This is a genomic window from Pantoea sp. USMM079 (assembly GCF_037153115.1).
GTDB lineage: Bacteria > Pseudomonadota > Gammaproteobacteria > Enterobacterales > Enterobacteriaceae > Pantoea > Pantoea communis.
In genome coordinates this window covers 120619-143731 of record NZ_JBBCKX010000008.1, presented here as the reverse complement: position 1 = coordinate 143731, position 23113 = coordinate 120619, and the positions used below count along the sequence as shown (strand labels likewise).

The 23113-nt window shown below is 57.3% G+C and carries 20 protein-coding genes and 1 riboswitch; of the genes, 9 read left to right on the top strand and 11 right to left on the bottom strand.

The window, feature by feature from the left end; all coding sequences use genetic code 11:
• Window positions 1-57: 57 nt before the first annotated feature.
• The 10 genes from mtlD to WFP70_RS13720 all read right to left on the bottom strand — a co-directional run bounded on the left by mtlD (window position 58) and on the right by WFP70_RS13720 (window position 12461).
• Window positions 58-1206, bottom strand: coding sequence for a mannitol-1-phosphate 5-dehydrogenase (mtlD, locus tag WFP70_RS13765; RefSeq protein WP_337023577.1), 1149 nt, complete (start codon window positions 1204-1206; stop codon window positions 58-60).
• A 94-nt stretch (window positions 1207-1300) separates the two neighbouring features.
• Complete coding sequence (locus WFP70_RS13760) at window positions 1301-3235, bottom strand: PTS mannitol transporter subunit IICBA (RefSeq protein ID WP_034827738.1); 1935 nt, start codon at window positions 3233-3235, stop codon at window positions 1301-1303.
• Window positions 3236-3714: 479 nt separating this feature from the next.
• Window positions 3715-4428 (bottom strand): DUF3053 domain-containing protein, encoded by a 714-nt coding sequence (locus WFP70_RS13755; protein WP_034827740.1) that lies wholly within the window; start codon window positions 4426-4428, stop codon window positions 3715-3717.
• Window positions 4429-4701: 273 nt separating this feature from the next.
• A complete protein-coding gene (locus tag WFP70_RS13750) occupies window positions 4702-6300 on the bottom strand; it encodes a gamma-glutamyltransferase family protein (protein WP_337023578.1) in 1599 nt (532 codons plus the stop codon).
• A gap of 9 nt (window positions 6301-6309) precedes the next feature.
• Window positions 6310-7191 carry an ABC transporter permease gene (locus WFP70_RS13745; protein WP_034827744.1) on the bottom strand — a complete coding sequence of 294 codons (882 nt, stop codon included), beginning with the start codon at window positions 7189-7191 and terminating at the stop codon, window positions 6310-6312.
• Window positions 7192-7193: 2 nt separating this feature from the next.
• Complete coding sequence (locus WFP70_RS13740; RefSeq protein ID WP_034827746.1) at window positions 7194-8135, bottom strand: ABC transporter permease; 942 nt, start codon at window positions 8133-8135, stop codon at window positions 7194-7196.
• Window positions 8136-8152: 17 nt separating this feature from the next.
• A complete protein-coding gene (locus WFP70_RS13735) occupies window positions 8153-9670 on the bottom strand; it encodes an ABC transporter substrate-binding protein (RefSeq protein ID WP_337023579.1) in 1518 nt (505 codons plus the stop codon).
• Between the two features lie 18 nt (window positions 9671-9688).
• Window positions 9689-10750, bottom strand: coding sequence for an ABC transporter ATP-binding protein (locus WFP70_RS13730; protein ID WP_337023580.1), 1062 nt, complete (start codon window positions 10748-10750; stop codon window positions 9689-9691).
• Complete coding sequence (locus WFP70_RS13725) at window positions 10747-11742, bottom strand: ABC transporter ATP-binding protein (protein WP_167141168.1); 996 nt, start codon at window positions 11740-11742, stop codon at window positions 10747-10749. Before WFP70_RS13725 ends, WFP70_RS13730 begins: the two co-directional genes overlap by 4 nt.
• Window positions 11739-12461, bottom strand: a complete 723-nt coding sequence (locus WFP70_RS13720; protein ID WP_167141170.1) for a FadR/GntR family transcriptional regulator — start codon at window positions 12459-12461, stop codon at window positions 11739-11741. Before WFP70_RS13720 ends, WFP70_RS13725 begins: the two co-directional genes overlap by 4 nt.
• A 408-nt stretch (window positions 12462-12869) precedes the next feature.
• Window positions 12870-12964: riboswitch (guanidine-I (ykkC/yxkD leader) on the top strand.
• Between the two features lie 63 nt (window positions 12965-13027).
• Between WFP70_RS13720 and WFP70_RS13715 the strand changes: the two genes are divergently transcribed.
• From WFP70_RS13715 to WFP70_RS13685, 7 genes are all read left to right on the top strand, one after another.
• A complete protein-coding gene (locus WFP70_RS13715; protein ID WP_337023581.1) occupies window positions 13028-14086 on the top strand; it encodes a putative urea ABC transporter substrate-binding protein in 1059 nt (352 codons plus the stop codon).
• Between the two features lie 14 nt (window positions 14087-14100).
• Window positions 14101-14913, top strand: a complete 813-nt coding sequence (locus WFP70_RS13710; RefSeq protein ID WP_058961099.1) for an ABC transporter permease — start codon at window positions 14101-14103, stop codon at window positions 14911-14913.
• 14 nt (window positions 14914-14927) lie between these two features.
• A complete protein-coding gene (locus tag WFP70_RS13705) occupies window positions 14928-15689 on the top strand; it encodes an ABC transporter ATP-binding protein (protein ID WP_097118480.1) in 762 nt (253 codons plus the stop codon).
• 11 nt (window positions 15690-15700) lie between these two features.
• Window positions 15701-16408 carry an urea amidolyase associated protein UAAP1 gene (locus tag WFP70_RS13700; protein WP_337023582.1) on the top strand — a complete coding sequence of 236 codons (708 nt, stop codon included), beginning with the start codon at window positions 15701-15703 and terminating at the stop codon, window positions 16406-16408.
• Window positions 16408-17043: an urea amidolyase associated protein UAAP2 gene (locus WFP70_RS13695; RefSeq protein ID WP_337023583.1), complete on the top strand. Its 636-nt coding sequence runs from the start codon at window positions 16408-16410 to the stop codon at window positions 17041-17043. Before WFP70_RS13700 ends, WFP70_RS13695 begins: the two co-directional genes overlap by 1 nt.
• Window positions 17044-17124: 81 nt before the next feature.
• Window positions 17125-20724: an urea carboxylase gene (gene uca, locus WFP70_RS13690; protein WP_337023584.1), complete on the top strand. Its 3600-nt coding sequence runs from the start codon at window positions 17125-17127 to the stop codon at window positions 20722-20724.
• A 249-nt stretch (window positions 20725-20973) separates the two neighbouring features.
• On the top strand, window positions 20974-21270 hold the full coding sequence (locus tag WFP70_RS13685) for an HTH-type transcriptional regulator (protein WP_034827767.1): 297 nt from the start codon (window positions 20974-20976) through the stop codon (window positions 21268-21270).
• Between the two features lie 44 nt (window positions 21271-21314).
• Here WFP70_RS13685 and WFP70_RS13680 read toward each other — a convergent pair whose 3' ends face one another.
• Entirely contained in the window at window positions 21315-21908 is a 594-nt protein-coding gene (locus WFP70_RS13680; protein ID WP_034827769.1) for an HD domain-containing protein, read from the bottom strand.
• 61 nt (window positions 21909-21969) lie between these two features.
• Here WFP70_RS13680 and WFP70_RS13675 point away from each other — a divergent pair, with 61 nt between their 5' ends.
• Both WFP70_RS13675 and WFP70_RS13670 read left to right on the top strand, forming a co-directional pair.
• On the top strand, window positions 21970-22434 hold the full coding sequence (locus WFP70_RS13675) for a MarR family winged helix-turn-helix transcriptional regulator (protein WP_034827771.1): 465 nt from the start codon (window positions 21970-21972) through the stop codon (window positions 22432-22434).
• A gap of 98 nt (window positions 22435-22532) precedes the next feature.
• Entirely contained in the window at window positions 22533-22961 is a 429-nt protein-coding gene (locus WFP70_RS13670; RefSeq protein WP_034827959.1) for an organic hydroperoxide resistance protein, read from the top strand.
• The last annotated feature ends 152 nt before the right edge of the window (window positions 22962-23113 follow it).

Below are 23113 nucleotides of genomic sequence, written 5' to 3'. Positions count from 1 at the left end.
CTACCGCCGACGGGCACGGTTGGCACCGCGCCCGAGTGAGCTATTAAAAGGCGCGCATTATGCCATAGCGTTGTAAGCACTCACCACTGAGGTGACCACTTCGCTATTGGCTTCCAGTTCAGAGATCTCGGCCAGCGTTGCCTGCGGGCCTTTTTCAGCCAACAGGGCAGCCAGTTCCTGCGCCTGCGGATCGGCTTCGCTGCGGTAGTGCATCGCGGCAGCAATACCCTGCACCAGGTTGGCGTGTGGCAGGTGGTACTCAAGGGTGCCGAGCGTGGGTTTGATCAGACGATCGCCCGCGCTGAGTTTACGCAGCGGCTGGCGGCCAACACGTTCAACATCATCTTTCAGGTACGGATTTTCAAAACGAGTGAGGATTTTCTGGATGTAAGCGGCGTGCTTGTCGGCATCAAAGCCATAGCGCTTGATCAGCACCTCGCCGCTCTCCTGCATCGCACCCTGCACCACGGCACGCACTTTCTCATCCAGAATCGCATCGCGGATGGTGGCGTGGCCAGCTAACTGGCCAAGATACGCGGTGATGGCATGGCCGGTATTCAGCGTGAAGAGTTTGCGCTCGACAAATGCCATCAGGTTATCAGTCAGCTCCATGCCAGGAATGTTTGGCAATTCACCTTTGAACTGCGTTTTATCGACAATCCATTCGCTGAAAGTTTCGACTGTCACTTCCAGCGGATCGTTGCTGCCGGCCTCAGATGGCGGCACGATGCGGTCAACGGCGGAGTCGACGAAGCCAACGTGCTCTTCAACCCACGCGTGATACTGTTCTGGCAGCGCTTTCAGAACGTGCTGCTTCAACTGACTGGTGCCGCGCACCATGTTTTCACAGGCGATGATATTCAGCGGACGGACATTACCGTTGTCGCTGCGTTTGGCCAGACCTTTCGCCACACCGCCTGCGATGCGCTCCAGAATTTGCGGACCAACCGCCGTGGTAACGATATCAACCTCAGCAATCAGCGTGACGATGTCGTCGCTGGTGCTGTTCACTGCGCTAACGCCGGTAACGATTTCGACCTTTGCCTGCTCGCCAACTACATGAACCGGATACTCATGACGGGCGTTAAGGGCATCCAGAACCACCTGATTCACATCCGCGAAGACCAGTTCGATACCGGCATCAGCCAGCAACTTACCGATAAAACCGCGACCGATGTTACCTGCTCCAAAATGTAACGCTTTCATAAATTTGACCCATATCAAATGACGAAAGGGCGGGCAAATCCGCCCCGGAAATGTGGGACGGGCTTGCCCGCCCCAGGGAAGTTAAAACGTGGTATTACGCTTTCGCGGTGTTACCTGAAAGCAGATCCAGCACATCCTGCACGCTGGTGGTGTTCGCCAGCTTCTCAATCACGCTGTCATCATCCAGCGCGTTGGTCAGGCTGGTAATCACCTGAATGTGTTCGTTATTGCGAGCCGCAATACCAATCACCAGGCGCGCCACGTCATCGGCTTCTTCGCCAAACAATACGCCCGCAGGGTACTGGCAGAACACCACGCCAGTTTTCAGCACGCGATCTTTGGCTTCCACGGTGCCGTGCGGCACAGCGATAGACTCACCGAGATAGGTCGGGGTCAGCTTTTCACGTTCCAGCATCGCTTCAACGTACTCTGGCTGGACATAACCGCCTTTCACCAACTGCTCACCAGCAAAGCGAATCGCCTGCTCTTTGTTGCTGGCGCTCAAGCCGAGGAACACGTTGTCCGCGCCCAATTTAAACAAGTTAGCGCTGCCATCGTCGTAGCTGTCTGCCAGCGTGGTCTGCACGGTTTCACGATGCGCTTCGCTGCGGTTAGCGGCGATCAGACGTTCTGTCAGATTGCTGTACAGCGCGCTATCGAGGAAGTTGTTCAGCGAAATATGCTGCGCCTGCGGTGCCTGGCGCATCGCACGCTCGGTCAGATCGCGGTGAGTAATCACCAGATCCACATCGCCCGGCAGTGAGTTAATCGCACTGTTGGTGACCGAGATATTGCTCAGGCCGGCATCCTGCACTTTCTTACGCAGCACACCTGCACCCATGGCGCTGGAACCCATACCGGCATCACAGGCCACGATGATTTTACGCACGTGGCTCACATCAACGCTGTTGGCATCGGCGATAACCGGAGAACCGGCAACGGCCTGACCTTTAGACTGCGCTTTCATATCACGCATACGCTGAGTCGCAGCTTCGATATCGTCATCTTCTTTTACTTTGCTGGTTTTCAGCAGGATAGAAGAGACCACGAAGGAGACGGCAAACGCCGCGATGATGGCCGCGATGTTGGCGAAGTATGCGCCTTTTGGCGTCATCGCCAGTACTGCGAGAATAGAACCCGGAGACGCTGGAGAGACCAGACCGCCATTCAGTACGGTCAGGGTGAACACGCCTGTCATACCACCGAGGATCACCGCCAGCAGCAGACGTGGCGCCATCAGCACGTACGGGAAGTAAATTTCGTGGATACCACCGAGGAAGTGGATGATTGCCGCACCGCCTGCAGACTGCTTAGCGCTACCGCGACCAAAAATCATGTAGGCAACCAGTACACCCATACCTGGGCCTGGGTTCGCTTCAATCAGGAAGAAGATGGATTTACCGGCTTCGCTAGCCTGCTGGATACCCAGTGGCGAGAAGATACCGTGGTTGATGGCGTTATTGAGGAACAGGATTTTCGCCGGTTCAACAAAGATAGAAGTCAGTGGCAGCAGGTTGTTCTGCACCATCAGGTTTACGCCCGCCGCAAGAATGTGTGACAGACCTTCAACCAATGGACCGATGCCGATGAACGCCAGCAGCGCCAACAGCATACCGATGATACCGGCTGAGAAGTTGTTAACCAGCATCTCAAAGCCGCTTTTGATTTTACCATCAACCATACGGTCAAAGGTTTTGATCGCCCAGCCGCCCAATGGACCGGCAATCATCGCGCCGAGGAACATCGGCATATCTGCACCGACAATCACACCCATAGTGGTAATCGCACCGACCACGCCACCGCGATCGCCGCCCACCAGACGTCCACCGGTGAAACCGATCAACAATGGCAGCAGGTAAGTGATCATTGGGCCGACGAGTTTCGCCAGCGTTGCGTTTGGAATCCATCCGGTTGGGATGAACAGTGCTGTGATGATACCCCAGGCGATAAACGCACCGATGTTTGGCATCACCATGTTACTCAGAAAGCGACCAAAGCTCTGGACCTTGACCTTCGCTGATGAGGACATAAACCCACCCCTTATTGAGACGCGCTGCAATAAGAGCGCGGTTGTTTTTGTTAAGACTTTTATTGAGCCGTTCCGGCGCGGGCCGTGGCATCACTGTATGCACGCGGACTCTAGCACTAGTTTATTACGCTGCGTAGCATCCGGGATAAGTGTGATGCAGATCACTCAAAATTGGGGTGGTCAGGGTGCTATAAGGTGATGAAGATCACATAAATAGAGTGTAAGAAAAGTACGAAGGCGAAATTTTAAGCAAAACAACGGGATAAATGTGACTTAAGTCACCTTTGCAGCTCTCAGGTTTGTTTCATAAGTGTGATGGAGATCACAAACTATTTTTGGTTGAAAATGCGTCAGATCACACAATAGCGATGCTGATAAGTAAGGTGTAAGGAAGTGACGAAAAATCTGAAAGATGCAATGAAAAGTATGTCAGGAAAAGGGCGACCTGTTAGTCGCCCCTGAACGCATTCAAAGCGAGGTTACAAACCACCCTGCACAGCATTCTGTGCCTGAGTCAAGGCTTGAGCATTGCTGGAAAGGTTGCTCATCAGGGTGTTGTACTGCGTGGCCTGATCCTGCGTTGGGAACTGAACGCCACCGTCATTGAAGGTCACACGCGTGCCCTGCGACTGCAGATAATCACCGGTTTGCACCGCCGCCTGGCTTAACGCCTGCAGCTGAGGCAGTAGCGGAATCAGTGTACCCGCTGGCTGCGTCACCACTTTGGCGTAGACGCTGTCATACACTTTCTTCAGATCGTCAGGCTGCTTCAGCGTGGCTTTGCTGCTGTCGGCCTGCATTTTGGCGCTCTGAATCTGCTGTGACAGCACACTGAGGTTGCCGCTCGCCTGACGCAGACTATCGCGACGGGTCAGATAATCTTGTGGCACACGAATCGCAGCCAGTTCATCAACCACAGGGCGCATGCCTTGCTCAACCGCCTGATTGGCCTGCTGTGAGAAGCCATACAAAATGGCGTAGTCGCTGGCGTAGTTACCGAAGGTTTGCTTCTGGTTTTCGCTCAGGCTTGGCAGATGTTCGCCGCTACGCATCGCGGTGTTCTGCAGGAAATCGGTGAAGGCTTTACGCTGATCACCTTCTTTATCGCCACAGGCGGTAAGTTGCAGCACAACCAGTGCGCTGATCATAAGCATGCCGGTACGCATCCAGATGCGGGATAATCCTGACGCCATGTTGAACTCCTGTTATGGCTAATTTCGATTCGGTGGGAATGGTCCTAAAGGATAGTGCAATGGCCTGGCGTGTACAACGGGTTGAGGCGCGGCAAACTGTGGGAAAAGGCGCACTCTGGCGCGCCGGATTAAGGTCATGAAAGAAATGTGCGGGTAGTCGGCCCTAAAGGTTGTGCTCCATCGACACCAACGAACGCAGGCAAAAACCGAACCCAAAGGCTGAAATCACCTGGCGGCATCTGGCAGTCCGCACTGATGCCGCCAGATTGTGATTTAAAACACCAGCGCCTGCCCATCTTTCCGGCTTTCAGTGGCGGCTATGTAGAAGCCCTGCGGGTCACGCACAATCGCCTGCGCACCGCCGAAGTTGTAGCTCTGTAATGGATCCTCCACCGTAATCTGGTGACCCATCTCGCGCAGTTTCGCCAGCACATTACGGTCAATACCCGGTTCCACCACTACCGCACGGCCTTGCTCAACACGCCAGCGCGGCGCATCAATCGCTGCCTGCGGGTTTTGCTTGTGCTGCATGATGCGCAACGCCAGCTGTAAGTGCCCCTGCGCCTGCATCGGGCCGCCCATCACGCCAAACGACATCAATGGCTGTCCCGCCGCATCCAGCGCAAACGCCGGAATAATGGTGTGGAACGGACGTTTGCTACCGGCCACTACGTTCGGATGCTGCGGATCGAGCGAGAAGCCGCAACCGCGATTCTGCAAGCTGATGCCGGTGTCCGGCACCACCACGCCTGAACCGAAGCCCATATAGTTGGACTGAATAAACGACACCATCATGCCGCTGGCATCGGCGGTCGAGAGATACACGGTGCCGCTCTGCTGTGGGGAGCCGAAGGTAAAATCACCGGCCTGATCGGGATTGATGAGTTGGGCGCGCTGCTTGAGGTAGCTGTCACTCAGCAGCAACTCTGCCGGGAATTCCAGATGGTCGTAATCGGTGACGTAACGATCCAGATCGACCAGCGCCAGCTTCATCGATTCAATCGACAAGTGCAGCCACGGCACGGAATCCGGCGTGTAGCTGCCGATGTCCCACTGCTCCAGAATGCCGAGCGCAATGAGAGTGGCGATACCCTGACCGTTGGGCGGTAATTCCTGCACCGAGCCGTTGGCAAACGGACGCGATAACAGATCTACCCAGTCGGCGCGGTGGTTGTTGAGATCGCTCATGCTGAGCGCTGCGCCGTGCTGCCCGGCAAATGCCACCATTTTCTCCGCCAGCTCGCCCCGATAGAAGGCTTCACCTTTGGTTTCGGCGATTTTCTGCAGTGTGGCGGCCTGCGCCGGGTTACGGAACAGCTCACCAGCACGCGGCGGTCGGCCATCTGGCGCAAAACACTCAACAAACCCCGGCTGAGACTTCAGTTTGTTGTAGCCGCGCTGCCACAGATGGGCGATCAGCGGCGAAACCGGGAAGCCGTCACGGGCGTATTCGATAGCCGGTTGTGCCAGCGTGGTCAGCGGCAGCGTGGCAAAGCGCTCGGCCAGCGTGACCCAGGCAGAAACGGCACCCGGCACGGTCACCGCTTCCCAACCGATTTCCGGCATGGTGCTCTGTCCGGCAAAGCGTTCTGCATTCCAGCTGGCGGGGGAACGGCCGGAGGCATTTAAGCCATGCAGCTCTTTCCCATCCCAGATAATGGCAAAGGCATCGCTGCCAATGCCGTTGCCGGTCGGTTCCAGTACGGTGAGCGCCATCGCCGTAGCAATCGCCGCGTCTACCGCATTACCGCCCTGTTGCAACATGCGCATGCCCGCCTGTGCTGCCAGCGGTTGAGACGTGGCAACCGCATTGCGGCCCATCATCGGGGCGCGGTGCGAGGCATAGCTAACGTTGAAATCCAAATCGCTCATAACGGTTCCTTAATGTGAGTCATTGCGCGGATCAAGTGCGTCGCGCAGTCCGTCACCCAGCAGATTGAAGCCCTGCACAGTGAGAAAAATGGCCAATCCAGGGAAAATCGACATCCAGGGTGCCTGCTCAAGATAGCCTTTTGCGGTGTTCAGCATCGCGCCCCAGGAAGGTGACGGCGGCTGCTGGCCAAGGCCGAGAAATGACAAGCTGGCTTCCGTGATGATCGCCGAGGCAATCGCCAGCGTGGCCTGTACCAGAATCGGCGACAGCACGTTGGGCAGCACATAACGCAGGATGATCCAGCGGTCCGGCAAACCGATGGCGCGCGCCCCGTCGATATACTCTTCATGGCGGATGGCAATCACCTGGCCGCGCGTCAAACGGGCAAAGATCGGCATGGCAGAAAGCCCAATGGCGATCATCGCATTGGATAAACTCGGCCCAAGAAAAGCACCCAACGCAATCGCCAGAATCAGAAACGGGCAGGCAAGCAGCGCTTCGATAAAGCGCGAGATAATGCCATCGCACCAGCCCTGCCAGTAACCGGCAATTAAGCCCAGCGGCACACCAATCAAAATGGCGATCATCACGGAGATGCAGCCCGCCAGCAGTGAGGTGCGCGCGCCCCAAATCAAACGTGACAGAATATCGCGGCCCAGTTCATCCGTGCCCAACCAGAACAGCGCGGAAGGGGCTTTGCGAACGGCAAGGAAGTTCGCTTTAATCGGATCGGCTGGAGCCAGCCAGGGCGCCAGCAGCGCCACGGCTACAAACAGCAGCACGATCACCGCGCCGATCAGCGCACTCTTATTACGCAGAAATTTCTTCAGCACCCGGCGGTTGGGCTTTGCAACCGCAGGCACTGCGCCTGCTGTTAACACCTCGCTCATGGTTAGCCTCGCATTTTCGGGTTGATTAACAGATAGAGCACATCGGCCAGCAGATTCAGCAGCAGAAAGCCGATCGCCACCACCAGCACCACACCTTGTACCACCGCGTAATCACGGTTAAACACCGCATCGACAATCATCTTGCCGAAACCGGGTAGGGTGAAAACCTGCTCGGTTAACACCGCACCGCCCAGCAGCTCACCAAACAGCAAGGTGGTGAGCGTGACGATCGGCATCAGTGCGTTACGAAAGGCGTGCTTCAGTACCACTTTCGGGGCCAGCAGACCTTTGGCGCGCGCGGTACGGATGTAATCGGCCTTCAGCACGCTGATCATTGACGCCCGCGTATGGCGCATCAGCGTGGCGGCGAGGCCGGTACCCAGCACCAACGCCGGCAGCAGCAGCGTTTTCAGGTTCTGCGCCACATCTTCACTGATGGGGACAAAGCCTGAGGCTGGCAGCCATTGCAGATGCACGGAAAACAGCAGGATCAGCAGAATCCCCAGCCAGAAATGCGGCACCGATATGCCGGAGAGCGCGACAAAATTGGTGGTGTGATCGACCCAGGTGTCTTTGCGCACCGCCGCGATAATGCCCATGCTGATGCCAATACCTAGCGCAATCACCATCGCCAGCAGCGACAGTTCCAGCGTTACCGGCAACTTACTGGCGATCAGCGAGGTCACCGGCTCTTTGGTGCGCAGTGACATGCCTAAGTCACCCTTCAGCGCATTGCCGATCCACGAGAAATACTGCGTGGGGATCGGATCATCCAGATGGTATTCCGCCCGCAGCTGCGCGATGACCGCGGGATCACGCTCCTCACCCGCCATCGCCAGCACCGGATCGCCCGGCAGCAGCTTTTGCAGCGCAAACACCATGATGCTCACCAGCAGCAGCGTGGGGATCGCCAGCAATAAGCGTTTAACAATCAGTTCCAGCATCATCGCTCCTCAGCGGTTTACTGCGCCAGGCTCACACCCGCGAGGCGTACTAAGCCATCAGGCCAGGCTTTAAAGCCCTGCAGTTTTTTCGTCATGCCGAAGATGCGCGGCTCGAAATAGAGATAGGCGATTGGCATATCGGTTTGCAGCTGATTCACCACCTTGGTGTACAGCGCCTGACGCTGCACCTGATCGTTGGTGAGGCGTGCGGCGCTCAACCACTCATCAACCTGGGCATTGCTGTAGCGACCGTCGTTGAGCGTGCCTTTGCTGTTGATAAATGAGTAGATGCTGCCGTCGGGATCGGGACGGCCGGACCAGCCGGATAAGCTAAGCTGGTAATCGCCACGCTGCTGACGATCCAGCAAGCTGGCGAACTCACTCATCTGCAAGTTGAGGTTAATGCCCGCTTCACCGACCATCGCCTGAATCACCTGGCCTACCTGCTGTGCGGTTGGATTGTTGGTGACCAGCAGCGTTAGATTGAGCGGCGTGGTGACACCCGCCGCCTTCAGCAACGCTTTGGCTTTCTCCACATCACGTGTACTGATTGGGGTGTTGACGTGATAGGCACTGACCGGTGAGAACGCTTGGTTGGACGGGGTATATAACCCTTCAAACGCCACCTGATTCAGCGCGTCGCGGTCAATTGCCAGCGAGAAGGCTTCGCGTACACGCGGATCTTTCAGCGGACTGTTGGCGTCTACCTTGCCGTTATTGATATTGAAAGTGATGCCCTGATAGCCGAGGCCGGTGACTTTGGCCAGCGCCAGCTTGCTGTCGTCTTCTACCGTTTTCACATCGCTGGCCGCGACGCCTTCCGTCAGGTCGAGATCGCCTGCGCGCAGGTTGGCGAGACGCACCGAGGCATCCGGGATCGGCAGGAAAATCACTTTATCGAAGTGGTAAGCGCTTTTGTTCCAGTAGTTTTCAAAGCGGGTTAGCACGATTCGGTCCTGCTGCACGCGGCTGGAAAACTGATACGGACCAGAGCAGACAGGATGCGTCGCGAAATCTGGTTTTTTGGCCGCTTCCGGTGCCAGCATCGCGCCAGCGCGGTCGGTGAGTTGGCTGAGCAGCGCGGCATCTGGCGTTTTCAGGTGGAACTTCACCTGCATCGGCCCGCTCACTTCCACGCTGTCGATGGAAGAGATTTCGCTTTTACGCAGCGAACCCGGCAGCGTCAGCGCACGCTCAATATTGAACTTCACCGCGTTAGCATCAAACTTCTCGCCATCCTGGAAGGTCACGCCCTCACGCAGGTTCATAGTCAGGGTTTTGCCGTCATCACTCCACGCCCAATCGGTTGCCAGGCCAGGCACCACTTTCAGGTTCTCATCCACATCCACCAAGCGGTCGCACATGGCAGCAAACACAAAGCGACCGTAATAGGTGCGCGCCAGATGCGGATCGAGCATGTCCGGGTCGGCACCCAGACCAATGCGAATCACACTTTCCGCCTGGCTGTGTGCACTGGCACCGAGCAAGAGCAGGCCGCTTAAGGCCGTGAGTAAGGATAAACGAGCTTTCTTCACAGGCGAATCTCCAGAGGGTTAGGCTTGTTGCTTGACCGCCTGCTCAAATAGCGCGCGGCGACGTAAAAAGGCGGCAGAAGGAGGTGCAATCACGATGACGCTGCGATCGCGGTTAATCTCTTGCCAGCGATGACAGGCAATCTGGCGGCCACCGCTCAGCACCTGGTTAATCGGTTCAAACTGACGGCAATCCGATGCCGCCCATGGGCAGCGGGTGTGAAAACGACAACCACTGGGCGGATTGGCTGGATTGGGCAGATCACCTTGCAACATCGGAATCTGGCGGCTGACACCCGGTTGCATCTGCGGCGCGGAGGCGATCAGCGCTTGGGTGTAGGGGTGCAGCGGCGCATCAAAAATCTCGTCCACGGTGGCGACTTCAACAATCTGTCCGAGGTACATCACCGCCACGCGATCGCTCATATGGCGAATCACCGCCAGACCGTGCGCCACGATGATCATCGTCAGGCCAAACTGCTGTTTCAGGCTTTCCAGCAGATTCACCACCTGCGCCTGTACGGAAACGTCTAAGGCGGAAACCGGCTCATCGCCCAGCAGCAATTTGGGTTGGGAGGCGAGGGCACGGGCGATGCCGATACGCTGACGCTGACCGCCGGAAAATTCGTGCGGATAACGCTCTGCCCAGGCCGCAGGTAAACCCACGGTGCGAAGCAGTTCCGCAACACGAGCATGGCGCGCCTCTCGGCTCAGTTTTTCATGCAGCCACAGCGGCTCGCCGACAATCTGTTGCACCGTCATGCGTGGATTCAGCGAGGCAAAGGGGTCCTGAAAGATGATTTGCAGCTCACGGCGTAGTTGATTAAGGCGTGCGCCGCTGGCATCGGTAATGCTTTCACCCTGGTAGAGTACTTCCCCGGCGCTGGCGGCCAGCAGACGCAGCAGCAAACGTCCCAAGGTCGATTTGCCTGATCCTGATTCGCCGACAATGGCCAGCGTTTCGCCCGGCATCACCTGTAACGACACGCGATCCACCGCCGTGACGCCGCGATTGCGTTTGAGTAAGCGGTTGGGCCCGGCGAAGGTTTTGCTTAAATCGCGGCACTCTAAAATCGGTTTCATGCGGTCTCTCCCAGCGTGACATGCTGTTCCAGTGGGGCGCGGAAACAGGCAACCTGATGATCGTTCGCCAGTGCACGCAGTGCTGGGCGGTTGTGCTGACAGCGGAGTTCGGCAAACGGGCAACGATTGGCAAAGCGGCAGCCCGCAGGCATGTTATCCGGCAGCGGAACCTGGCCGGGAATGGTCGCCAGGGCGCCGCTGCGCGCGCTCAGGCTGGGAATCGACCCCATCAGACCAATGGTGTACGGATGCTGGGGATCGTTGAAAATCGCTTCCACGCTGCCGGTTTCCACCACCTGACCGGCGTACATCACCGCGACGCGCTGCGCGACTTCGGCCACCACGCCCAGGTCGTGGGTGATCATCAATACGGCGGTACCGGTTTCCTGCTTCAGGGTATTCAGCAGCGCCAGAATCTGTGCCTGAATGGTGACGTCGAGCGCGGTGGTTGGCTCATCGGCAATTAGCAATTTTGGATTGTTAATCAATGCCATGGCGATCATCACACGCTGGCGCATGCCACCAGACAGTTGATGGGGATAGGCTTTCAGACGCATCTCCGGCGCGGGGATTTGCACTTTTTGCAGGATCGCCAGTGCCGCTTCCATCGCGGTGCGGCGATTAACATGGCGATGGCGCATCACTGCTTCACTCAGCTGGTCGCCTAGGGTAAAGGCCGGGTTGAGCGAGGTCATTGGCTCCTGGAAAATCATCGCCAGCTGATTGCCGCGCAGGCTGGCGTAGTCGCTGGCGCTGAGATCGCGCAGGCTGCGCCCGTCGAACTGCATCTCGCCCTGTAAAATCTCAGCGCTGGCGGGTTGCAGGCCCATCAATGTGAGTGAGGTGATGCTTTTGCCGCAGCCCGATTCCCCAACCAGTGCCAGCGTCTCACCGGCATGCAGCGTCAGAGAGATGTCGTCCAATACCGTGACGGGCGAACCGCGAAACTGCACACGCAGATTGCGAACGGCAAGCACCGGATGATCGTTCATGGCGTCTCCTCTTGATGGCTGTAGAGCGCTTCAAGCAGCGCCTGTTGCAGCGCCAGTAAGTGTTCGCGCATCGCGGCAGCGGCTTCATGCGGCTGGCGTTGCGCGATGTGATTCACCAGGCGCTGGTGATGGTCGTCGTAGTTGTTGAGGCGAGCGGGCGTGCGCGCCTGCACCCGCAGATGCTGCCAGCCCGGATCGCGGCGCACGGCATCCACGGCATCGAATAATCCCAGCATCAAGCGATTTCCGGCGGCTTCGGCGATGGCGCGATGAAAGGCGCTGTCCCACAGTTCGTGCTGGTCGCCATCCTCTGGGGCAGTGATGCCATTCATGCGTTCCAGCAGGCGCTTCATCAGTGCAATCTGCTCTTTACTGGCGCGCAGGGCGGCCAGTCGCGCTAACCCTGGCTCCAGTTGCAAGCGCGCTTCCATCACTTCCAGCAGATTCGACTGCTGCGGCAGGTCGTGCAGCGCCAGCGGCTGCACCGGTGCAGCAGGACCAACAAAGGTGCCTTTACCCTGTTTGCGCCAGATGCGTCCCTCCTCTTCCAGCACATCTAGAGCACGGCGGATCTCACGGCGTCCGACGCCAAAACGCTCCGCCAGTTCACGTTCCGTGGGCAGCGCGCGGTCGGGCTGCTGCTCCTGTTGCTGGATCAGTTGGCGCAATTGCTCCAGTGCAGAACTGGAGTTGCGGGCGCTATCTGACGTGTGACTCATGATTGGTTCGCCTGTTTAAGCATCAGAAAAAGATCGGTAATCCCGGATTAACCAGCACTTTTACTGATGAAAGGCTGAGCAATCGGCTTTATCAGCTTAGGCAAGAAGCGAACCAATATTGAATTGGTTCAAAGATGACAGGCACGTGACAGGAGTAACCCTTTGAACAGTAAGTAAAAGTTTTTTCGGGCTTCGTTTAAAACTGCGAGGTGCATCAATATTCGCGGAGGAAGGTGCGCTTCATGTTGGTGCGCTCACGCTGCATTGCTGTGCACGAGGCGAGCTGTTCGAACTGGAAATAACGTGAATGATGTTATTTTTCAATGGATTGAAATATTGGCACTTTTTTTGAATGTGTTTATGCAGATGCAGGAGCGATAGCGGGCAACCGATGTCGCCAGACAATTTGCAATGGGTCACTAGGGTTCCGGTCGAAAGATGCTGGTCCGAGAGTGACCGACCGTCCTCTGACGGTTACACGGCGGGACAAAAGCCCGGGAGGAAAGCGAGATCGTTGCTCGCCGCCTCCTGCTTTTATTTCGCCCGTTAACGCCAGAGGAACCATCATGATCAAAGCCTGCCTTCGCTTGCTGTTGCTTTGCACCATCGCACTGTTCAGCGTCAATACGCTGGCCGCCGACAAACCCTCCTTCAAGATCTGTTGGTCCATTTACGCGGGCTGGATGCCATGGGATTACGCCCAGCAAAGCGGCATCGTGAAAAAATGGGCCGATAAATACGGCATCGACATTCAGTTTGTGCAGGTCAACGACTACATCGAATCGGTGAACCAATACACCGCCGGTGGCTTTGACGGCTGCACCATGACCAACATGGATGCCCTGACCATTCCTGCCACCGGCGGCGTGGACAGCACCGCACTGATTGTCGGCGACTACTCCAACGGCAATGACGGCATTCTGCTGAAGGGCAAAGGCAACATTGCCTCGCTCAAAGGCAAGCCGATCAATCTGGTCGAACTCTCGGTCTCTCACTATCTGCTGGCGCGTGCGCTGGAGAAATCGGGCATGAGCGAGAAAGATGTCAAAGTGGTCAACACCGCCGATGCCGATCTGGTTGCGGCGTTCGGCACGTCTGACGTGCATTCCATCGTCACGTGGAACCCGCTGCTGGCCGAAGCGGAAAAGCAACCGGATAGCCATCTGATTTTCTCTTCTGCACAGATCCCGGGCGAAATCCTCGACTTGCTGGTGGTGAATACCGCCACCCTGAAAAAGTATCCGCAGCTTGGCAAAGCCCTGACCGGCGCATGGTATGAAACGCTGAAAACCATGTCCGGCGCCAGTGACAGCGCCAAAGCTGCCCGCACGCAAATGGCGCAGGCTTCCGGCACCGATCTGGCGGGCTTCGATCAGCAGCTGGCAGCCACTCACCTGTTTAGCGATGCCAAAACCACCCTCGATTTTGTCGACAGCCCACAGCTGAAAGCCACCATGCAACTGGTCGCGGAGTTCTCCTTCAAACACGGATTACTGGGCGAAGGGGCACCGAGCGCCGATGTGGTGGGCGTGGAAACGCCAGCAGGCAATTGGGGCGATACCAACAACCTGAAACTGCGCTTCACCGATGAGTTCACCAAACTGGCCGCTGCGGGTCAGCTTTAAGCGAGACGATGCCGATGCGTAAATTGATCAACTACCAACCGCTGCCGCTCGGTCGCCTGCTGCTTGGCATCCTGCCGCTGCTGGCGCTGCTGCTGGTCTATCTGTTCGCGTCGGATGCGCGTCTCAGCCTGAACGCCGCAGACAAACTGTTGCCAGGGTTTAACGCGATGGGGGACGCCATCAGTCGCATGGCGTTTCAGCCCAGCCCGCGCACCGGGGAATACCTGCTGTGGACCGACACCGCCGCCAGCCTGATGCGCCTGCTGAGCGGGGTGGCGATCAGCGCACTGCTGGCGCTGGCGATTGGCCTGTTCACCGGCGCGCTGCCGGTGGTGCGGGCAGTGCTGGCACCGCTGGTGACGGTAGTCGCGCTGGTGCCGCCGCTGGCGATTCTGCCGATTCTGTTTATCTGCTTTGGCCTCGGTGAAGTGTCGAAAGTAGTGCTGATCGTGATCGGCATTACTCCGCTGATTGCGCGCGATTTGCAGCTGCAGGTGGAGAAAATCCCACGCGAGCAGCTGGTGAAAGCGCAGACGCTCGGTGGGCACAGCGCGCAGATTTTGTGGCGCGTGATCCTGCCGCAGATGATGCCGCGTCTGCTGGATGCGGTGCGTCTGTCGCTGGCGTCAGCGTGGTTGTTCCTGATTGCTGCTGAAGCGATTGCCGCCACCGAAGGGCTGGGGTATCGCATCTTCCTGATGCGCCGTTATCTGGCGATGGATGTGATTTTGCCGTACGTGGCGTGGATTGCGCTGCTGGCCTTTGTGCTCGACCTGCTGCTGCGGCTGATCAGCCGTCGTTGCTGGCCGTGGTATCACGCGAAATGATTCAGGAGCGAACCATGCCATTACTGCAACTGAAAAACCTCGAAAAGCATTACGGCGATCAGGTGGTGCTGGAACGTCTCAACATCAACGTCGAGCAGGGCGAGTTTGTGGCGATTGTCGGGGCGTCCGGCTGTGGCAAAACCACTTTCCTCAACATGCTACTTGGCACCGAATCGCCGACCAAAGGCCAACTGCTGCTGGACGGTGAACCCATCCCCGACGAACCCGATGCCCATCGCGGCGTGGTATTCCAGCGCTATTCGGTGTTTCCCCATCTGACGGTGCTCGGCAACGTGATGCTGGCGGAAGAGTTCAGCAGCGCCCGCTGGCTGGGACGTGTGTGGGGCAAAAAGCGCCAGGCGATTCGTCAGCGTGCGCAGGCAATGCTGGCGCAGGTTGGCCTGGAGCATGCGCAAAACAAATACCCGCACCAGCTCTCGGGCGGCATGCAGCAACGCCTGGCGCTGGCACAGGCGCTGATGAAACAGCCGCGTATCCTGCTGCTTGATGAGCCGTTTGGTGCGCTCGATCCCGGTATCCGCAGTGAAATGCACCAGTTGATTACCCGCCTGTGGCAGCAACACAACCTGACCATTTTTATGATCACACATGACCTGAAAGAGGGCTTCAGCCTGGCTTCACGCCTGCTGGTGTTCGACAAACTGCGTCATGACCCGCACGCGCCGCAAGCCTGGGGCGCGACTATCACTTACGACCTGCCGCTGGATCGCACACAGCCTGATGTTGCGCTGCCATCTGAGCCGCAGGTGGCTTAAAGGAGCAACACATGAATGCTTATCAAACCCTGTTACCGGCGGGATCGCACTGGTCGCTGGTGATGCGCAGCGGTACGGCGCTGACACTGACCGATATTGAAGGCGGTGCCAACATCGGCATGCTGTTCTACAACCCGGAAAATCTGCTGGAGCGCTACAACGCGCCCGATACGCTGAAGTGCCAGCACACTTTCCGTCTGACAGCCGGGCACTGCCTTTATTCCGATATGGGGCGCATTTTTTGCGGCATCGAAGAAGACAGTTTCGGCTGGCATGAGAGCGTTTGCGGCACCTTGAATGCTGAGCACACTGCCGCACGCTTCGGCGCCAGCGACTATCAGCAGGCGCGCAATCTGCGCCATCAAAACGGCTACGACAGTTTCCTCGTCGAGCTGGCGAAATACGGCCTCGGCCAGCGAGATGTTGCCTCCTGCCTCAACCTGTTTGCCAGGGTGCGCGCCGATGATAACGGCACGCTGCAACTGGAGCAGCAGGGTGCACCTGGCGCACAGGTGCGGCTGCGCTTCGCCATGGACACGCTGGTGATCCTACACACCTGCCCGCATCCGCTGAATGTAAGCAGCGAATATCCGCGCCAGCCGGTGCAGATCGCACTGGACGCCCAGCGCGCGCCGCTGCCGGACATTTGCCTGGCGCGTGCCGAAAATCAGCGCGGACTGCGCAACAACGCTCTCTATCAGCTGCAAGGAGAAATCTGATGATCACTGAAAGCTTACTCAATCTCGCCGAAGCTAAATTCCAGCAGCAGGTGAACGCAGGTGATTACTGGCTGCAGCGCATCGAAGCGGGCCAGACCTTGCGTATCACCGATCTGGAAGGGAATCAGGCTGCCGATACCCTGTTCTTCAACGCCGACGACACTGCCGAGCGTTACAGCATGAGCGATACGCTGCGCGGGCAAAAGAATGTGTTCCTCAGTGCGGGCAGCGTGCTGCGTTCCAACTTAGATCGCCCGATGCTGACGATAACTGCCGATACCTGTGGTCGCCACGATACGTTGGGCGGCGCCTGCTCCTGTGAAAGCAACACCGTGCGTTACGATCTGGAGAAGCGCCATATGCACTCCTGCCGTGACAGCTGGATGCTGGCGGTGGCCGAGAAGCCGGAATTCGGCCTGACGCGTCGCGATATTACCCACAACATCAACTTCTTTATGAACGTGCCGGTGACGCACGACGGGGGTTTGACCTTCGCCGATGGCATTTCTGCACCGGGTAAATACGTCGAGATGGTGGCGGAGATGAATATCCTGGTGCTGATCTCCAACTGCCCGCAGCTCAACAACCCCTGTAACGGTTACAACCCGACGCCGATCTTAGTCAGCGTGTGGTGAATCTTTGACGCAACGGGACGACCCGTTTTTAAGCCGTCATTGTCCCTGCAGGACGACCTGCCGTAATAAGAGATTTCACTCATGATTGATCGCGTATTGATTGCCAACCGTGGCGCGATTGCTGTGCGCATCATCCGTACCTTGCAAGCGATGAACATCCGCGCGATTGCGGTGTATGCCGAAGCCGATCGCCACGCGCGCCATGTGCGACTGGCCGATGAAGCCTGGTCGCTGGGCGAGGGGCAGGTGCGAGACACTTATCTCAATCAGCAAAAAATACTGGAAATTGCCGCACAGAGCGGGGCGCAGGCAGTGCATCCCGGTTACGGATTCCTCAGCGAAAATCCCGAGTTTGTGACGCGCTGTGAAGCGGCCGGCGTGCAGTTCCTCGGGCCGAGTGCCGGGCAGATGGCCGCGTTCGGTTTAAAACATCGTGCGCGTGCGCTGGCACAGGAGAATCAGGTGCCGCTGCTGCCGGGCAGTGGTTTACTGACTTCGCTGGACGAAGCGCGAGTGATGGCGGAGAAGATTGGCTACCCGGTGATGCTGAAAAGCACCGCCGGTGGCGGCGGTATTGGCATGCAGCGTTGTGATGATGCCAAACAGCTCAATGCGGCGTTTACGCGTGTAAAACGACTGGCAGGCAATAATTTCGCCGACGATGGCGTATTTTTAGAGAAGTTTATCGCCCGCGCGCGCCACATTGAGGTGCAGATCTTTGGCGATGGTGCTGGCAATGTGATTGCCCTTGGCGAGCGTGACTGTTCTGCTCAGCGCCGCAACCAAAAAGTGCTGGAAGAGACGCCCGCACCGGGATTGAGTGCGGCGGTTCGCGCTGAGCTACAAGCAACTGCGGTGCGACTGGCGCGTGCGGTCAACTACCGCAGCGCGGGCACCGTGGAGTATGTCTACGATGATGCCAGCCAGCAGTTCTGGTTTCTTGAAGTGAACACCCGTTTGCAGGTGGAGCACGGCGTCACTGAAATGGTGTATGGCGTGGATTTGGTACGCTGGATGGTGGAGCTGGCGCAACAAACGTTGCCGCCGCTGCACACCTTATCGACCGAAGCGCAAGGCCATGCGATTCAGGTGCGCCTGTACGCTGAAGATCCGGCCAAACAGTTCCAGCCCAGTGCCGGTTTGCTCAGTCACGTCCAGTTCCCGACGGAAAGTGAAGACGCCACGCTGCGCATCGACAGCAGCGTGGAAACCGGCATGGAAGTATCGCCGTTCTACGATCCGATGCTGGCGAAAGTGATTGTGCATGCGGCCAGCCGTGAGGTGGCATTGCGCAGTCTGGCACAGGTGCTGGACGCCACCGAGCTGTACGGTATCGAAACCAATCTGCTGTGGTTGCGCCATCTCTGTTCCTTGCCGGAAGTGCAGCAGGGCCGCATCATCACCGCCACGCTGGGCGGCGTGCAGTGGCAACCGCCCACGCTGGATATCCTCAGCGGCGGCACCTTGACCACGGTGCAGGATGCGCCTGGCCGTGTCGGTTACTGGCACGTCGGTGTGCCACCGTCTGGCCCGTTTGACAGCCGCGCTTTCCAGTTGGGTAATCGCTTATTGAATAACGACGCGCAGGCGGCGGGGCTGGAGATTACCTTGCGCGGTCCCACGCTGCGTTTTAATCAGGCGTGCAGTTTTGTTCTGACCGGCGCACCGATTGCCGCGCAGCTGGATCAGCAGCCGTTAACTCTGCACCAGATTGTCACCGCGCAGGCCGGGCAAACCCTGACGCTGGGCGATGTGAGCGAAGGGTGCCGCAGCTATCTGCTGCTGGCGGGCGGCTTGAATACGCCGCGCTATCTCGGCAGCCGCAGCACCTTTACGCTCGGCAAGTTTGGCGGTCACGCCGGGCGGGCTTTGCGGGCGGGCGATGTATTGCATCTTGCCGATCCGCAGGTGCTGGCAACGGCAGACTTGCCTCGCGAGTTGGTGCCGGAACTCAACGGCGAATGGCAGCTGCGGGTGATTTACGGCCCGCACGGCGCACCGACCTTCTTTACCGATGATGACATCGAGGCGTTCTTTGCCGCCGAGTGGCAGGTGCATTATAACTCCAGCCGTACCGGCATTCGCCTGATCGGACCGAAACCGACCTGGGCGCGCAGCGACGGCGGTGAAGCGGGCATGCATCCTTCCAATATTCACGACAACGCCTATGCCTTTGGCACGGTGGATTTTACCGGCGATATGCCGGTGATCCTCGGCCCGGACGGTCCTTCGCTCGGTGGCTTTGTCTGCCCGGCCACGGTGATCGAAGCCGATCTGTGGAAGCTGGGACAGCTCAAAGCAGGGGATCGCGTGCGCTTCCTGCCGATCGATCTCAGCAGTGCGGATCAACTGGCGCAGGCAGAGCGTGAAGCGATCATCAAACTGCAATCCGTACCGCTTACAGTGAACGCTGCGCTGCCCCTTATTGATCCACTATTGCACCATCAGGCGGCAGAAAATGGCCGCCCATCGCTCAGTGTGCGTGCGGCAGGTGACCGTTTCCTGCTGGTAGAGTATGGCGATTTGATGCTGGATATCGCGCTGCGTTTTCGCGTTCACGCGTTGATGCAACAGCTGGAAGCCCATTCTCTGCCGGGACAGCTGGAATTAACGCCGGGCATCCGTTCGCTACAGGTGCATTACGACGCACAACACTGTGTGAGAAGTGAGCTGTTGGCGCAAATTTTGCACATTGATCATGCGCTGGGCGACCTCAGCGAGGCCGCTGTGCCCTCGCGTACTGTGTGGTTACCGCTCAGCTGGGACGATGCGGCCTGCCGTGAGGCGATAACCCGCTACAGTCAGTCGGTACGCCCCAATGCGCCGTGGTGCCCTAGCAATATAGAATTTATCCGCCGCATCAATGGTCTGGCCAGCATTGATGAGGTGAAGGAGATCGTGTTCAGCGCCGCCTATCTGGTGATGGGGCTGGGCGATGTCTATCTCGGTGCGCCCGTGGCGACGCCGCTCGACCCGCGTCATCGCCTGGTGACCACGAAGTACAATCCGGCGCGCACCTGGACAGCAGAAAACTCGGTAGGTATTGGCGGCGCTTACATGTGCGTCTATGGCATGGAAGGGCCGGGCGGTTATCAGTTTGTCGGGCGCACCATGCAGATGTGGAACCGCGATCGACAAACCTCGGCCTTCACACAGCCGTGGCTGCTGCGCTTCTTTGATCAAATCCGTTTTTATCCGGTCAGCGCCGAGGAATTGCTCAGCATTCGCGAGCGTTTCCCGTGGGGTGACTATCCGCTGCGGAGCGAAGAGGGCGAATTCCGCCTCGCAGATTATCAGGCGATGCTGGTGGAGCAGGCGGAGGAAATCGACGCCTTCCAGCAGCAACGTCAGCAGGCTTTTGACTGTGAACTGGCGCGCTGGCGAGCAGAAGGGCAATTCACCTTCGACAGTCAGCTGCAGGAACAGAGTAGTGAAGAGATTACGGTGCCTGCAGGGTGTAGCCCGGTAGAGAGCCAGGTGGCGGGCAGCGTGTGGCAATGGGTGGTTGACGAAGGCAGTGAGATTGAAGCGGGTGCCACGGTAGGCATTCTCGAATCTATGAAGATGGAAATCCCGATCGTGGCGCCAGTCAGTGGAAAAATCCATTGCTTCTATCGCCAGGCCGGGCAGCAAGTGCAGGCGGGTCAGTTACTTATGGTGATCGATCCTTCAGCGGCATAAGTAAGAATAAAAAATAATCAGTAATCAGGCAGCAAAGCCGGGGATCTGACCCATAATTAGTAACCCGGCTGATTGTTGCATTGCTATGACATCTTTCGCAGTGTGCAACAGGCTGTGTCCCGTAACGGTTTTATAAAAAATTGAAAAGACCGCTGCGGGATACAGCCTGATATGGCCGAGTTTCAGCGCCTGGTGGCGCTTACCTCTCTACTTTCACGTGCTTCATAGTGAGTTTTTAAGGAGTTCTCTATGGAAATAAAAGATCCAATGGTCGAGTTATTGAGTAGCCTTGAGCAGATTGTTTTGACACGTGATGCACAGCCTTCCGTATCAGAAATTACACTCAACGCAGTATCCGTTCCCGAGCCACAGCGTTTACGCGAAATGACCGGCATGCAGGTGGATGAGTTCGCCCGCGTGATGGGGGTGAGCGTTTCATCTGTAAAAAGTTGGGAGGCGCAACGCACGCGCCCATCCGCTACGGCGCGTAAACTGATGAAACTGCTGCAAGCCAATCCCTATCTGGGGCGGCAGTTGCTCGAGTAAAAAGACTATCGGTTCTCTGACCCGCCTGCACGGCGGGTTTTTTTTCAGCTTAATCCGCCGTATTTTGCCGCCTGTTTCACAAACCAACTCTCTGGCACGCTGTGTGGTGGCTGCGCCAGCTGATCAATGCCTTGCTGAATGATCTGCTCTGCCTGCTGCCACAATTGCGGATCGCCCTGATTCAACAACTGAATCTGGATCTGTTTTTCAATCAGGTAGATACGTGCAAAGTCGGGATCGAAATGCACAATGGCGCGGGTGTTGTCGATGATATCGGCCAGCTTGATGGTTTGCGCATCGGGACAGGCTTCGGCGGTATGGCGGAAGTGCGCCAGTTTGCGGGCGGTGCGGTTTTTCGCCTCGGGCTGCGCGCTGTCAGTTAGCATATCGACCAGCTGCGCGACGCGCTGTCCAAAATGGCTTTCAATGTCCTGTAACGTGCTCGGGGTATCTTCCACGGTGTCATGCAGCCAGGCGGCGGCAATCATTTGTTCATCATCGGTGACGCTGCGCACCAGTTCGGCCACTGCAGCCGGGTGCACGATGTAAGGCTCATCGGTGTATTTGCGACGCTGACCCGCAGCAGCATGTGCCTGCGTGGCATAACGGCGCGCTTGCTCTTCCAGTGAATCACGCATCTTTAACACTCCGGAATAAAGTTGCTTGCAATTATCTAGCGCGCTATCTATATTGAATCGCATGAACAGTAATCAAGATGACAAAAAAGTGCAGCAGACGCCACTCCAGGTTGATCAACACCTCTGCTTCGCGCTCTATTCGGCGAATCTCGCGATGCACAAAGTCTATCGCCAGCTGCTGGCTGAGCTGGAGATTACCTATCCGCAATACCTGGTGATGCTGGTGCTGTGGAATCAGGATGATGTGACCGTATCGGAGATTGGCGAGCAGCTGTTCCTTGATTCAGCCACGCTGACGCCGCTGCTGAAACGCTTAGAAGCCGCTGGTTTGTTACGCCGTCAGCGTTCGCGTCGCGATGAGCGCCAGGTGGTGGTGACCCTGACAGATGAAGGTCGTGCGCTGCGTGAACGAGCACAAAGCATTCCCGAGGCGGTACGCTGTGCCACCGCCTGTGACGATGACACCTTGATTGCATTGAAAAATCAGCTGGACGATTTGCGCACCAATCTTAACCGCGCCAAATAAAGCATTTTGGATGTCGCTAACGCGGCGTCCTGGATATCAACGTCAAAACTGCGCATAGATATATAGTGCGCGATTATATAGCGAATAGTGAGGTTAATATGTCTTTAGATAAAGTTGTTTATACCGCAAAAGCCAAAGCCACCGGCGGTCGTGATGGTCGTGCCACTTCGTCTGACAACGTGCTGGATGTGAAACTGGGCGTGCCAAAAGAGATGGGCGGCGCAGGCGGCGAAGTCACTAACCCAGAGCAGCTGTTCGCCGCGGGTTACTCAGCGTGCTTCCTCGGTGCGATGAAGTTTGTGGCTGGCCGTGACAAAATCACCATGCCAAAAGATGCGTGGATTGAAGGCGAAGTCGGTATCGGCCCAATTCCAACCGGTTTTGGTATCGAAGCTAAACTGAACATCCACCTGCCAGAGATGGATGCAGCCGAAGCACAGAAACTGGTGGATGCGGCACACATTGTTTGCCCGTACTCTAACGCCACGCGCGGCAACATTGATGTGACTCTGAATATCATCAACTAAGGTCGCTGCCAGTCCAAAGAGAGGCTCCAACAGGGGCCTTTTATCATTTTATGGGGTCAGATCAATTATTGTCTGGTCTTACCATTGGTTAAATGTTCTACTGCTGCGCTGCATGCGCCTTCATTGCCGTTCCGGTTCAGATTCGTCCCGTT

Excerpts from the sequence above, each read along its gene's own strand:
- WFP70_RS13730 (WP_337023580.1), bottom strand. The coding sequence starts at position 10,750 with ATGAAACCGATTTTAGAGTGCCGCGATTTAAGCAAAACCTTCGCCGGG.
- WFP70_RS13755 (WP_034827740.1), bottom strand. The coding sequence starts at position 4,428 with ATGGCGTCAGGATTATCCCGCATCTGGATGCGTACCGGCATGCTTATG.
- WFP70_RS13705 (WP_097118480.1), top strand. The coding sequence starts at position 14,928 with ATGCCATTACTGCAACTGAAAAACCTCGAAAAGCATTACGGCGATCAG.
- WFP70_RS13695 (WP_337023583.1), top strand. The coding sequence starts at position 16,408 with ATGATCACTGAAAGCTTACTCAATCTCGCCGAAGCTAAATTCCAGCAG.
- WFP70_RS13670 (WP_034827959.1), top strand. The coding sequence starts at position 22,533 with ATGTCTTTAGATAAAGTTGTTTATACCGCAAAAGCCAAAGCCACCGGC.
- WFP70_RS13745 (WP_034827744.1), bottom strand. The coding sequence starts at position 7,191 with ATGAGCGAGGTGTTAACAGCAGGCGCAGTGCCTGCGGTTGCAAAGCCC.
- uca (WP_337023584.1), top strand. The coding sequence starts at position 17,125 with ATGATTGATCGCGTATTGATTGCCAACCGTGGCGCGATTGCTGTGCGC.
- WFP70_RS13715 (WP_337023581.1), top strand. The coding sequence starts at position 13,028 with ATGATCAAAGCCTGCCTTCGCTTGCTGTTGCTTTGCACCATCGCACTG.
- WFP70_RS13710 (WP_058961099.1), top strand. The coding sequence starts at position 14,101 with ATGCGTAAATTGATCAACTACCAACCGCTGCCGCTCGGTCGCCTGCTG.
- WFP70_RS13700 (WP_337023582.1), top strand. The coding sequence starts at position 15,701 with ATGAATGCTTATCAAACCCTGTTACCGGCGGGATCGCACTGGTCGCTG.
- WFP70_RS13740 (WP_034827746.1), bottom strand. The coding sequence starts at position 8,135 with ATGCTGGAACTGATTGTTAAACGCTTATTGCTGGCGATCCCCACGCTG.
- mtlD (WP_337023577.1), bottom strand. The coding sequence starts at position 1,206 with ATGAAAGCGTTACATTTTGGAGCAGGTAACATCGGTCGCGGTTTTATC.
- WFP70_RS13750 (WP_337023578.1), bottom strand. The coding sequence starts at position 6,300 with ATGAGCGATTTGGATTTCAACGTTAGCTATGCCTCGCACCGCGCCCCG.
- WFP70_RS13680 (WP_034827769.1), bottom strand. The coding sequence starts at position 21,908 with ATGCGTGATTCACTGGAAGAGCAAGCGCGCCGTTATGCCACGCAGGCA.
- WFP70_RS13720 (WP_167141170.1), bottom strand. The coding sequence starts at position 12,461 with ATGAGTCACACGTCAGATAGCGCCCGCAACTCCAGTTCTGCACTGGAG.
- WFP70_RS13675 (WP_034827771.1), top strand. The coding sequence starts at position 21,970 with ATGAACAGTAATCAAGATGACAAAAAAGTGCAGCAGACGCCACTCCAG.
- WFP70_RS13760 (WP_034827738.1), bottom strand. The coding sequence starts at position 3,235 with ATGTCCTCATCAGCGAAGGTCAAGGTCCAGAGCTTTGGTCGCTTTCTG.
- WFP70_RS13685 (WP_034827767.1), top strand. The coding sequence starts at position 20,974 with ATGGAAATAAAAGATCCAATGGTCGAGTTATTGAGTAGCCTTGAGCAG.
- WFP70_RS13725 (WP_167141168.1), bottom strand. The coding sequence starts at position 11,742 with ATGAACGATCATCCGGTGCTTGCCGTTCGCAATCTGCGTGTGCAGTTT.